We start from the raw sequence: 12,571 nt of genomic DNA, 5'->3' as shown, positions 1-12,571 counted from the left end.
AGGCCCAATGGCCGATCAAGCATCGGCTGGTTTGCGATAAACCGAGATATGAAAGCTGCTTTCGGCGGTGAAGGGGGATTTGTCCCATCCACCCCACCGATCCACCAGTTGCAACCCGGCCAGTCGGGCCATCAGATCAATTTCGGGCGGATATGCATAAAGCATCGGCAGCGGCACCAGTCTGATCCCGTCATCACTGATCCGGATACGCTGGAACGACAACACTTGTTCAACCGGATCATGGGTGACGGCCTCGAGCCAGACATTGCCCATATCAAGACGTTTGGTTTCAAGCTTCTGGTGATTTCGAAACCCGTCAAATCTTGGAACGAAAGCCTCGATCAGAAATGTACCGGCGGGCGTCAGCTGTGCTGCAGTATTGGCGAAACAACTGATCTGGGCTGCCTGCGTTTGCAGGTTGAACAGCGTATTGAACACCAAAAACGCATGGTCAAAGGGGCCAGTGACAGGCACATCCGCGATATCGCCACATGTCACCGCAATCGCATCGCTTCCGGGCTTTTCGCGAAGTTTCGCGATCATTTCGTACGAGGCTTCAATCCCGGTGACCGCGAAACCTTGTTGGGCAAGCGGTAGGGCGACACGCCCAGTGCCTATTGCAAGCTCCAGCAATCGTTTGCCGGGTGCGAGGTCCGCGATCAGCGCAACACATGCATCCGTTGTGCCGGGATCGTGCAGCGCGTCATAGTCCGCCGCGTTCAGGGCCCCGAATGTTGTGGCATCGTAACCTTCCATGTTCCGGGCGTAGCAGGGCGTCAATAATCGGGCAAGCCTTGCGGCTTTGCGGCGTTCCCCGCATAGACATCACATGACCGACGCAGAAATCCCCCTTTCAGGCGGCAACACAAATGCCAGTGTCGTGCGGGTCGGCGATACGGTACGTCGTTCGCCCGGCCCGTCTGCAGCAGTTGTGCATCGTTTTCTGACCCATCTGGAGGAGCAGCAGATTGATGACGTGCCCCGGTTTTTAGGGATCGACCCGCAGGGGCGCGAGGTTTTGACCTATCTGCCCGGCAACACGCAGATGCCAGATACGCTATGGCAGGATGATGCCGCATTGGATGCCGCCGCCGGATTGCTGCGGTCGATCCATGATGCAAGCGTGGGCTTCGTTGACCAACCGGGCTGGGCCAGCGCGCACCCAAACCTGCGCGAGGTGATCTGCCACAATGATTTCGCACCCTATAATATGGTTTTCGCCGACGGTCTGCCGGTTGGCATCTTTGACTTTGATCTTGCGGGCCCCGGCCCGCGCCTGCGTGACCTTGCTTATCTGGCCTATTGGATGGTGCCGCTGTCATTCGCCGCACCGGATCTGAAACACCACACGCAACATCAGGCAAAACAGGGATACCCCCGGCTTCGGCGGCTTTGCGTGGCCTACGGAACAGCGGATCACGAACAGCTTTTGCACTATCTGTCCGAGGTTCTGCATCACATGGGGAACGCGGCGGCATGTGCCGGCACACTTGGTGACAATGCCGTCAGAAAACTGGATGAAGGTGGGCATTTTGCACATTGGCAAGCCGAGGCAGCGGCATTCGATACGCATCTATCGCACGTGCGGGCGTGTCTGTCGTGATCGCCCTGTGGCCGCAAGTGCTTGCCCTGGGTATCGGCGTTCTTAGCGGATGCATGGCCTATCTTGTCGGCCTGCCCCTGCCGTGGATGCTTGGCCCGATGATTGGCAATACCGTTGCGGCACTGTTGGCGGTACCCATCGCCGCCCCGGCCAAGCTGCGCCCTTTCGTGATACCTGTGGTCGGGGTGATGCTGGGTTCGACAGTCACGGCCGAGGTGTTGCGGCAACTCGCACAATGGGTGCCAACGCTGCTATTGCTGCCGATATTCCTGATCTGCGCCTCTGCGGTTTCTTATGCGGTTTATCGGCGTATCGGCGGATATGACGTGGTCACCGCCTATTTCTCGGCCGTTCCCGGTGGTTTGAATGAGATGCTGATCGTCGGAACCGAGGCCGGCGGTGATGAGCGTCGGATCGCCTTGGCCCATGCCTCGCGCATCTTGCTGGTCATCGCCTTTGTGGCGCTGTTCTTTGGGTTTGTTCTGGGCGTATCAACCGGCGGTACGGATGCGTCGGTCTGGATTGGCGTGGGTGAAATCGGGTTGTGCGACTATGTTTTGTTGGGATTATGCGCGGTATTGGGGGTGTTATTGGGCCAGGCCGTAAGGTTGCCTGCCGCAGCAGTGTTTGGGCCGATGATCCTGAGTGCGATCACCCATGCAACGGGAATACTGACGGTCGCACCCCCGACGATCTTCATTGTCGCGGCACAAATAACCATTGGCAGTATCATTGGCGCCCGCTTTATCGGGGCGACCCTGCGCCAGATCCGGCATGATCTGATGCTGGCGGCGATGTCGGCCCTGGCCATGCTTGCAGTGACTCTGTTTTTTGCTGAGTTGATCGCGGTCTTTAGCGGTATCCCGTTGTCGCAGGCTTTTCTGGCCTATTCTCCCGGCGGGCTGACGGAAATGGCGCTATTGACCTTGGCGATGGGGCAGAACGTGGCTTACGTGTCGATCATGCATATCGTGCGGATCACTATGGTCATCGGCACTGCGCCGCTTGTGTTCAAATGGTTGCAGCGATAGCGATTAGGTCGATGTCGGTTTCGAACTGTGGCAGCAAATCCTATTCGAAACTGCCCATGTAATGCTGTGGCAGATGCCACCAGAAATCGTGGCGCTTGCCCTATTGGCGGCGGCAATCCACCTCGTAGCCACCCATGACGAAGATACCGGAGGCCGTGATGCAGGTGCCGCTGCCCCCGGGGTGCGGACAAGTGTTCAGAAGTCCAGGTTTTCCACGTTCAGTGCGTTGTTCTGGATAAACTCGCGGCGCGGTTCAACAACATCACCCATCAGCTTGGTAAACAGGTCATCTGCATCCGCAACGTCATCGACTTTGACTTGCAACAGGGTGCGCGCGTCCGGGTCTAGGGTCGTTTCCCACAGCTGGTCGGGGTTCATCTCGCCAAGCCCCTTGTAGCGCTGCAGGGAAAGGCCCTTTTCGCCCTCTTCCAGAATGGCCCGAAGCAGGTCAAGCGGGCCATGGATGATCTGGCTGCGATCACGACGCACCAGCGTTGCTGGCAGGTTGTAAACCTCTTGCAGGCTTTGGGTAAATGTCCCTGTGCGCCGGGCCTCGCCCGAGCGGAGCATGGGACCATCCAAAGTCCGAACCTCTTCGACACCGCGCAGAATACGCGCCAATCGCATACCCTTGTCCTGCGTAATACGACCCTGCCAGCCGCGTTCCCATTCCAGCGCAATCAGATCAAGGCGCTGGGCGACGCGATCTGCGGTGCCTTGCAGATCATTATCAACCACACCCGGCACAAACGCACCGGCAATGGCCGCCTGTTCGAGGATATGTTTGGGGTAATGCGTGGCAAAGCCATCCAGCACACGCTTTAGCTGGCGGGCCTCATCGACCACGCGGCGCAAATCGGCACCGGCAATTTCCTCGCCATTGCCCTGGCGCAGCATCGCGCCTTCGATCCCCTGCTCGATCAGATACTCATCCATGGCGGCCTGATCCTTGAGGTAGACCTCTGATTTACCGCGGGCCACTTTATACAGCGGCGGTTGCGCGATGTAGAGATAGCCCCCTTCGATCAGTTCGGGCATCTGGCGGAAGAAGAAGGTCAGCAAGAGCGTTCGAATATGCGCGCCATCTACGTCGGCATCGGTCATGATGATGACCTTGTGGTACCGCAGCTTGTCAATATTGAACTCATCCCGCCCAATGCCGGTGCCAAGGGCCATGACAAGGTTGCCGATCTCCTGGCTGCCCAGCATTCGGTCAAAGCGGGCGCGCTCTACATTCAGGATCTTCCCTTTCAGAGGCAGGATCGCCTGTGTCTGCCGGTCGCGACCGGTTTGGGCAGAGCCACCTGCACTGTCACCCTCGACCAGAAAGACTTCGGTCTTGGACGGGTCCTTTTCCGAACAATCCTTGAGCTTGGAGGCGTTGAAGTTCACGTCCATCGCTGATTTGCGCCGGATTTCACGGGCCTTGCGGGCGGCCTCGCGGGCGGCGGCAGCTTCGACAATCTTGGTGATGATCGCTTTGGCCTCGTTCGGGTTTTCCTCGAACCATTCGTTCAGCTTTTCACCCATCAGGTTTTCGACGGCTGGTCGCACCTCGGAACTGACAAGTTTATCCTTGGTCTGGCTGGAAAACTTTGGGTCAGGGACTTTGACGGACAGCACACAGGTCAGCCCTTCGCGGGCGTCGTCACCCGTTAGCGAGACTTTCTCTTTCTTGGTGATCCCGGTCTCGGTCGCGTATTTGGCGATTGCGCGGGTCAGCGCGCCACGGAAACCGGCCATATGGGTGCCGCCATCCCGCTGGGGGATGTTGTTGGTAAAGGGCAGGACCATTTCATTGTAGCTGTCGTTCCACCACATGGCGACTTCGACGCCGATATCATCGCGTTCGCCCGCGACATAGATCGGGGCGTCCATCAGCGGCGTTTTGGACCGGTCGAGATATTTGACGAATTCCTTGACGCCGCCTTCATAGAACAGTTCCGTTTTCAACGGCTCTGCCGGCCGCAGGTCTTCGAGGATGATCTTCACGCCGGAATTCAGGAACGCCAGTTCGCGCAGACGCTTTTCCAACGTGTCGAAACTATAGTCACGGTTGCTGAACGTGTCGGTCGAGGCGAGGAATGTAACCTCGGTGCCTTTGCGCCCGTCGGCGTCGCCTTCGATGCGCAGATGTTCGGTGGTAAAGCCACCTTCGAACCGCGCGTAGTGTTCCTTGCCGTCACGCCAGATACGCAGTTCGAGGAAATCCGATAGCGCGTTCACAACGGACACACCAACGCCGTGCAGACCGCCCGAGACCTTGTACGAGTTGCTGTCGAACTTACCGCCAGCATGCAACTGGGTCATGATCACCTCGGCGGCCGAGACGCCCTCTTCCTCGTGGATGCCCACCGGAATCCCGCGTCCGTTGTCGCCAACTGTCACTGACCCGTCTGCGTTAATTTTGACATAGACATGGTCGGCGTGACCGGCCAAAGCCTCGTCAATGCCGTTATCGACGACCTCATACACCATGTGGTGCAAACCAGAGCCGTCATCAGTGTCGCCGATATACATACCGGGGCGCTTTCTGACGGCCTCCAAGCCCTTGAGAACTTTAATAGAATCGGCGCCGTAGTCCTCGGCGTTCTTATTGTCGTCTGCCATGTGTGCTGTCCCGTCGCATTACACCCAAAATATATGCGTATTGGCCGGGATTGTCACGCGAATGACACAAGATTTTGTGCCCCAATGGCGCTTGGTCGTAGGATGGGTTTAAACCCATCTTACGCCGTCATGTGAACGGGATAGCGAGGCCCACAATGATCAGCAGAACCCCTGCCGTCAGATTGGTGCGGCGCAAGGCAACAGGCGATGTCAGCAGCCCTCTGGCATGCCCGACCAGACCCGCCATCAACAGATTCCCCACAAGTGGCACGAGAAAGGAAAGAAAGCAGATGGCCGCGATATCAGCCCATGTCAGGGCGGTGAGATCAAAAAACCCCGGCAGCATTCCCATATAGAACAGGATTGCCTTTGGGTTGCCCAGGATAACCGCCAATCCGGCAAGAAAACCTGCCCACATTCCAGGTCTGGTCAGTCGGCTATCAGCTGCGATGGTCTTGTCAGCATGGCGGATGATCAACCAGCCCATCGTCAGGAAGGTGATACAGGCAATCCAGCGCAGCAGGGCCATGAAACCCGCATAGACTGACACAATCCATGTCACCCCCAGAATAGCCAGAAACGGCCAGATCACGTCACCCACGACCACCCCAAGCGCCACGGGCCATGCCGCATGAAACCCGCCCGAAAGCGCGCGCGCCGTCAATGCCACCCAAACCGGGCCAGGCGTCATGAAGAGCACGACAAGCGCGCCCGCGTATAGCAACAGTTCCGGCGGGGTAATTGTCATGATCTAGAAATTGTGCCCCAGCAAATCGATATGTGCCTGATCGTCCCAGTCCAGATCACCAGTCTTGAGGACCATAAGCGCATGATCGTCTGTGTGATGAATATTTCCCATTCTGGCATGGTAGAAATCGACATAACTGATCGGATTGGACACATTGCAAAAGCCATTTCCGGCATACATGGGCCGAACACCAAACAGCAGGAAAAAGTCGGCCTGGGATTTCCGGGTTTCGGCAATTGCCGCCTTCATTAATGCGCTGCCGATGCCCTTACCCTGTTCGTCCGGATCGGTCGCCACCTCTGCCAGCCCCATGATGTTCACCAATCGCGCGCCCATGCGTATGGCCCGGTAACACAACGCCATATGACCGATAATCGCGTCAGCATCGCGCATGATCAGCCGAAAGTAATGCCGCTGCTGGTGGTAGGACCGATCCCCGAAGCCCTCGTCAAAGGCCCGAACCAGCAGCCGGTTGATCAACACCTCATCCGCAGGTGTCAGATCAGCCTCGTAGATGCGCTCAATCTGCATCATCAGCCGGTAGCGTCAGACTACCGTCACCACTTAAGGGCCAGAAGGGATTATGCGCGACCTCCCAGACATGTTCGTCCGGGTCCGCGTAATATCCTGAATATCCGCCCCAAAAGACCTTTTCCGGCGCCTTCAGGCCGCTGGCACCAGCGGCAAGTGCTGCGGCATAGGCCACGTCAACCGCGCCCTCATCCGCGAAATTCTGCGCCAGCGTCATCGCGCCTGTTCCCAGTACCGCATCCGGCCGGCCCTGATCCCGCGCAAGCGGTCCCCGCCCGAACAACCCAAGCACCATGCCGTTGATCTGATAAAACACCACCTCACCCGGCATCTCGCGCGTCGGCACCCAGCCAAGCGCACCATAAAAGGACTTTGACCGGTCAAGATCAGCCACGCCCAACGTAATCAGGGTTACACGCTGTGGGGTCATCCATTTTCCCTTATTGTCACGACGGAGGTCCTGTCCGCATCCGTGACTTCAAGATATTGCGCGCGGGCGCCCAATTCCGCAAACAGTTCAGCCCCCGTGCCGGTCATGAAGGCCTGCGCGCCCAGGCCACATATCTCGTCATAAAGCGCCGCGCGCCGCGTGGCGTCAAGATGGGCTGCAACCTCGTCCAATAACAGGATCGGCGGCGCGCCAAAATCAGATGCAAGCGCGCGGCCATTGGCCAGAATGAGACTGATCAGCAATGCTTTCTGCTCGCCGGTCGAACAATCCTTGGCGGCCACGCCCTTATCTGCGTAGATCGCCTGCAGATCAGCCCGGTGTGGTCCGATCAATGTCCGGCCCGCGGCCATGTCGCGTGGTCGTGTGTCTGCGAGCACCTGCTGCAAGTCATCGGGAATAGGATCCGGCGCGGTCAACGACAGTGATGCGGCCGGAAATGCGGTGGTCGCCGCGGCCTGCGCTGCGGTCAGTTCCGCGATGGCGCGCATCCGGTTGGCCTGGATTGCCGTGCTGGCATCGGCCATCTGCGCCTCTAGCGCGGTGTACCAATGCGGGTCGCGGACCATGTCCTTGAGCAACCGGTTACGTTCACGCATCGCCTTTTCATAGGCCAGAACAGCATCAGCGTGGCGGGGTTCAAAGCTGAGGGTGGCCCGATCCAGAAAGCGGCGGCGGCCCTCTGCCCCTTCGATCCATAGCCGGTCCATGGACGGCACCAACCACAGGATGCGCGCAATACGACCCAGCGCGACCTGCGGCGCGGTCTTGTCGTCGATACGCAATTGGCGCGGCTGGCCGACCTCTGCCCAGGTGGCGATGTCGTGGGATTGGTGCAGTGATTGCAGATGCGCCGTGACCTTCCAGCCCAGCGCCTCTGGCCTGCGGATCAGATCCTCTGCGCCGGCCCGGCGCAACCCGCGCCCGGGCGACAAAAGCGACACGGCTTCCAGCAGATTGGTTTTGCCTGCGCCATTTGGGCCGTAAATCGCGATGGGCTGCGGGGCGAGATCAAGGACCACGCGTTTGTGCGACCGAAAATGCGACAGGGTCAGCTGTGACAGGGACAAGGTTGTCATCGGTGACAGTCAGCGCATCCAAGCCACTGCCCCGTTGGATTGCCCTGCGTGGTCACACCCGCATGGGCATGACCACGTAAACGGCAGACGTATCATTGCCTTCACGCATCAGGGTCGGATCGCCCGAGGAATTAAACATGAATACCGCATTTTCGCGATCAACCTGGCTTGCAATTTCCAGCAAGTATTTGGCGTTAAAGCCGATTTCAAGGCGCTCATCACCATAGGCCACGGCAAGCTCTTCTTCGGCGGCGCCACTGTCCGGGGCATTCACCGACAGGATCAACCGGTCCTCATCCAGTGCCAGTTTGACGGCGCGTGACCGCTCGGAAGAGACTGTTGCGACCCGGTCGACCGCCTTTGCAAACTCGCTTGCGTCGACTTCCAGCTTGCGGGTGTTGCCCTGCGGGATGACGCGCGTGTAATCGGGGAATGTGCCGTCAATCACCTTGGATGTCAGGGTGATATCAGGGGTCGCAAACCTGATCTTGGTTTCGGATACGGATACGGCAATCTGGGCATCATCATCGTCCAGCAGCTTGCGCAACTCGCCAACCGTCTTGCGCGGAACGATGACCCCGGCCATATCCGCCGCGCCATCAGGCAGATCGGCGTCGATCCGGGCAAGCCGGTGCCCATCGGTCGCCACGCAGCGCAATACCTTGCCCCCTTCAGCGTCAGAGACATGCATGTAAACACCATTGAGGTAATAGCGCGTCTCTTCGGTTGATATGGCAAATTTGGATTTATCAAACAGCCGCCGCAGCGTTGGTGCAGGGGCAGAAAAGTTGGCGGCATATTCCGACGATGCCATCACTGGAAAGTCTTCCTTGGGCAGCGTGGCCAGTGAGAAATTGGAACGACCAGCCTCGATTGTCAGCCGGCCTGATGCGCCGTCTTCTGACAATGTAACCAGCGCACCATCCGGCAGTTTCCGTACGATTTCATTCAGCGTCACGGCAGCGACCGTTGTGGCCCCGGCACGTTCGACCTTGGCGGGGGCGCGGTCAACAACCTCAATATCCAGATCGGTTGCGCGGAACTGCACATCGTCGCCCTCGGCCTCGATCAGGACATTGGCAAGGATCGGGATGGTGTTGCGCCGCTCGACCACCGATTGCGCCTGCGCCACCGCCTTAAGAAGTACCGCGCGTTCGATACTGAATTTCATGTCCCAATGCTCCGCATATCTTGATGGCTGCCACCGCCGGGACGCAAAATGTACTGCATTCCACGGGCGGCTCAAGCGTTTTGTTGGACTTTTGACCTTTGTGGCCCAAGCGTCAAGCGCGACCTACTCTTCCAGCGCGCGGCGGAGCAATTCCAGATCATCGGCGATCTGGCTATCAAGCGCCTTAAGCTCTTCGATCTTGCGAACCCCATGCATCACCGTCGTGTGGTCACGCCCACCAAAACGGCGGCCAATCTCTGGTAGCGATCTGTTGGTCATGTGCTTGGCCAGATACATTGCCATCTGACGCGGGCGCGCCAATGTGCGGACCCGCTTGGGACCGATCATGTCGGACAGGCGGATGTTATAGTGCTCTGATACTTTGCGCTGGATTTCTTCGACGGTGACTTTCCGGTCGGAGGCCTTGAGAATATCAGACAGGCAATCCTGCGTCAGTTCCAACGTAATCTCGCGGCCGACCAGCGATGCAAATGCATATAGCCGGGTCAGCGCACCCTCAAGAACGCGGACATTTGTCGAAATGCGGTGGGACAGGAACTCTAGCACGCCGTCAGCGATGCTGACTTCGGGATATTGGCCGGCGTAGAAATCGACCTTTGACTGAAGAATGCCCAGACGCAATTCATAGTCTGTCGGATGCAAATCCACCACCAGACCCGATTGCAGGCGCGATTTGATCCGTTCTTCAAGGTCCTTGATTTCCCCCGGCGCCCGATCAGCCGAGATGATGATCTGCTTGTGCCCGTCAACCAGCGCGTTGAAGGTATGAAAGAATTCTTCCTGTGTGCTGTCCTTGCCGCCGATGAACTGCACATCATCGACCATCAAGACATCAACAGCACGGAACATCTGTTTGAAGTCCATCATTTTGCGTTCGCGCAGGGCGGTCACAAAGCGGTACATGAACTGTTCCGCCGAAAGATAGAGCACCGTCAATTCGGGTGATTGCCGCTGAAGCTCGTGCGCGATGGCGTGCATCAGGTGGGTCTTACCCAGGCCGACACCGCCATAGAGGAACAGCGGGTTGAAGGTGACGGGCCCACCTTCGGCAACGCGGCGGGCGGCGGCATGGGCCAGTTCGTTTGGCTTGCCGACCACAAACGTATCAAAGGTGAACCGGGTATCCAGAGGAGAACCCGACACATCGTCGGCACTGGCTACCTTGCGGGTGGCGGCGGGTTTTGTGGTGATCTTGTCGGTGACATCAAATTTCAGGCGCTGGACGTCTTCACCGGCTTTATTGAGCTGGTAGATGATCTGTTCGCCAAAGTTCTGTGCCACGTAGTTTCCGATGAAATTCGTCGGAACGTTGATGGTCGCAACACCGCCAGACAGTTTCGAAAATTCCAGTGGTTCAATCCATCTTGAAAAAATATTCGCCCCCAAGGCACCCTTTAATGAAGTCAGTACTGTGGCCCAGATATCGTTGGTCATTTTGTCCCTTTGTCCCGTTCGCACATAACATTTCACCGTGAACCGGGATTGCCCCCCTTGTCACACCAAACACATTGCGCCGAACAAAAGGATACCTGCTCCCCTGATGGCACCATCGGGGCGGTCTGCCTTTCATCAAATCCTTAGGCCGGAACATTTTACTGCGGATCTAAAGACACCGCGGTCAAATGCCATGTGGCAGGTTGAGGTCCATAAACAGCAGCAATCGTCAGAGAGCAGCCCCCGACAACCGTGCAGACACAAAAACGGCCAGTTCCATAGTAACACTATGTTTCCCGACACCACCTTTGCATGAAGTTCGGTACATCAAAGCAGCGGTTGGCGAACTCTTGAAAAAGCCCAAAACCGGTTATCGTCAGCACCGCGCTTCTTCATGTCCCCCCGGAACGATGTGAATCGCATCGCTAAGCTAGCAAGGGGTTTGGGGCCGCTTCAACATAACATCGTGCTTGACTCTCGCTTTCTACAAAAAGAATCTCTGACCGCTTTGAAATGGCGCGCAAACTGTGTCGGACAGCAACACAAACAAAAAAAGCGCGCCCGAAACGGACGCGCCTTTCTGTCTCGAATAGTGGACCAGATCGGCCAAGTCCTGCCGATATTCAATGGCCCCAAACCAGGTTTAGCCGATCGCTTTGACCCGTGATGCCAGGCGCGACATTTTCCGCGATGCCGTATTCTTGTGCATGACACCTTTGGTCACACCGCGCATCAATTCAGGCTGTGCGGCCTTCAATGCCTCTGCTGCGGCTTTCTGATCGCCAGATGCAATCGCCTCTTCAACTGCGCGAAGATACGTGCGGATGCGCGAACGGCGCATCTTGTTTACTGCAAAGCGCGCTGCGTTCTGGCGGGCGCGTTTTTTAGCCTGTTGTGAGTTAGCCATGTTGTCGTGTCCTTGTCCGAACCCCTGGTGTCGGGGTCAAATAAATAAGTGATAGCGCAATCTGCCCCAACCGGGTTCTGAACCGGTGATTCTGGTCAAAGCGGACCTCACGCGCATGTCTGGCGCGCTGATAGGACAGTTGGGCCTAAAATGGAAGCCTAAAATAGGGGGCGCGTCGTCACCTGTCGCGGAACTGCGCCTCGCGCTTTTCGGTGAATGCGGCCATGCCTTCGCTTTGATCTTCGGTGGCGAACAGCGCGTAGAACAGGCTGCGCTCGTATCGGATACCTTCGGCCAGCGTGGTCTCGTAGGCGCGGTTCACGGCATCCTTGGTTGCGGTCGTCGCCAACATGGACTTTTCAGCGATCTTTTCGGCGGCGGCTTTTGCCTCGGTCATCAGTTTTTTGTTCGGAACAACTCGGCTGACAAGGCCGCTCCGCTCGGCCTCTTCCGCGTCCATGAAACGCCCGGTCAAATGCATATCCATTGATTTGGCCTTGCCGACATAGCGGGTCAGTCGTTGCGTGCCGCCAATGCCCGCGATGACACCCAGATTGATTTCCGGTTGCCCGAACTTGGCGTTTTCGGCGGCGATGATAAAATCGCACATCATGGCAAGTTCGCACCCGCCGCCCAGAGCGTAGCCAGCAACGGCCGCAATGATTGGTTTGCGGGTATTGTTGAAACGGTCGCCTTCGTTCTGGAAAAAGCGGCTTGTGTACATCTCGACAAAGTTTTTCTCGGCCATCTCGCTGATGTCCGCACCGGCCGCAAAGGCTTTTTCGGACCCGGTGATAATGATGCAGCGCACCTTGTCATTGCTGTCAGCGTCTTCAAGTGCGGCGCATAATTCGAAAAGCAGCGCGGAATTCAGCGCGTTCATGGAATCGGGTCTGTTCAGCGTGATCGTTGCCACGTCGTCGCTGATATCGACGATTATCTTGTCATAGGCCATGCTGCCGTCCTTCTTGCCGCCGGTCGATCCCCT

At 57.6% G+C, this 12,571-nt stretch carries 12 protein-coding genes; 2 read left to right on the top strand and 10 right to left on the bottom strand.

The window, feature by feature from the left end; translation table 11 throughout:
- Window positions 1-15 precede the first annotated feature (15 nt).
- A complete protein-coding gene (locus AABB31_RS15300; protein ID WP_342077319.1) occupies window positions 16-756 on the bottom strand; it encodes a class I SAM-dependent methyltransferase in 741 nt (246 codons plus the stop codon).
- A 73-nt stretch (window positions 757-829) separates the two neighbouring features.
- On the opposite strand from AABB31_RS15300, the gene AABB31_RS15295 reads away from it, so the two are divergent.
- On the top strand, window positions 830-1,603 hold the full coding sequence (locus AABB31_RS15295) for an aminoglycoside phosphotransferase family protein (protein WP_342077320.1): 774 nt from the start codon (window positions 830-832) through the stop codon (window positions 1,601-1,603).
- Window positions 1,540-2,634 carry an AbrB family transcriptional regulator gene (locus AABB31_RS15290; RefSeq protein WP_373634934.1) on the top strand — a complete coding sequence of 365 codons (1,095 nt, stop codon included), beginning with the start codon at window positions 1,540-1,542 and terminating at the stop codon, window positions 2,632-2,634. Before AABB31_RS15295 ends, AABB31_RS15290 begins: the two co-directional genes overlap by 64 nt.
- Before the next feature lie 195 nt (window positions 2,635-2,829).
- Here AABB31_RS15290 and gyrB read toward each other — a convergent pair whose 3' ends face one another.
- From gyrB to AABB31_RS15245, 9 genes are all read right to left on the bottom strand, one after another.
- Window positions 2,830-5,244: a DNA topoisomerase (ATP-hydrolyzing) subunit B gene (gene gyrB / locus AABB31_RS15285; RefSeq protein ID WP_342077322.1), complete on the bottom strand. Its 2,415-nt coding sequence runs from the start codon at window positions 5,242-5,244 to the stop codon at window positions 2,830-2,832.
- 127 nt (window positions 5,245-5,371) lie between these two features.
- Window positions 5,372-5,992, bottom strand: coding sequence for a LysE family translocator (locus AABB31_RS15280; protein ID WP_342077323.1), 621 nt, complete (start codon window positions 5,990-5,992; stop codon window positions 5,372-5,374).
- Between the two features lie 3 nt (window positions 5,993-5,995).
- Window positions 5,996-6,526: a GNAT family N-acetyltransferase gene (locus AABB31_RS15275; protein ID WP_342077324.1), complete on the bottom strand. Its 531-nt coding sequence runs from the start codon at window positions 6,524-6,526 to the stop codon at window positions 5,996-5,998.
- A complete protein-coding gene (locus AABB31_RS15270) occupies window positions 6,513-6,953 on the bottom strand; it encodes a VOC family protein (protein ID WP_342077325.1) in 441 nt (146 codons plus the stop codon). Before AABB31_RS15270 ends, AABB31_RS15275 begins: the two co-directional genes overlap by 14 nt.
- A complete protein-coding gene (gene recF, locus AABB31_RS15265) occupies window positions 6,950-8,050 on the bottom strand; it encodes a DNA replication/repair protein RecF (RefSeq protein ID WP_342077326.1) in 1,101 nt (366 codons plus the stop codon). Before recF ends, AABB31_RS15270 begins: the two co-directional genes overlap by 4 nt.
- Window positions 8,051-8,102: 52 nt before the next feature.
- Window positions 8,103-9,221 carry a DNA polymerase III subunit beta gene (dnaN, locus tag AABB31_RS15260; protein WP_342077327.1) on the bottom strand — a complete coding sequence of 373 codons (1,119 nt, stop codon included), beginning with the start codon at window positions 9,219-9,221 and terminating at the stop codon, window positions 8,103-8,105.
- Window positions 9,222-9,344: 123 nt separating this feature from the next.
- Window positions 9,345-10,676 carry a chromosomal replication initiator protein DnaA gene (gene dnaA, locus AABB31_RS15255; protein WP_342077328.1) on the bottom strand — a complete coding sequence of 444 codons (1,332 nt, stop codon included), beginning with the start codon at window positions 10,674-10,676 and terminating at the stop codon, window positions 9,345-9,347.
- A 643-nt stretch (window positions 10,677-11,319) separates the two neighbouring features.
- Window positions 11,320-11,583, bottom strand: a complete 264-nt coding sequence (gene rpsT, locus AABB31_RS15250) for a 30S ribosomal protein S20 (protein WP_342077329.1) — start codon at window positions 11,581-11,583, stop codon at window positions 11,320-11,322.
- Window positions 11,584-11,761: 178 nt separating this feature from the next.
- Window positions 11,762-12,538: an enoyl-CoA hydratase gene (locus tag AABB31_RS15245; RefSeq protein WP_342077330.1), complete on the bottom strand. Its 777-nt coding sequence runs from the start codon at window positions 12,536-12,538 to the stop codon at window positions 11,762-11,764.
- Window positions 12,539-12,571: the final 33 nt, after the last annotated feature.

The sequence above is a fragment of the Yoonia sp. SS1-5 genome, assembly GCF_038443705.2.
In the GTDB taxonomy this organism is placed as follows: domain Bacteria; phylum Pseudomonadota; class Alphaproteobacteria; order Rhodobacterales; family Rhodobacteraceae; genus Yoonia; species Yoonia rhodophyticola.
The sequence above is the reverse complement of the archived record's forward strand: the minus strand, read 5'-3'. Positions and strand labels throughout refer to the sequence as shown.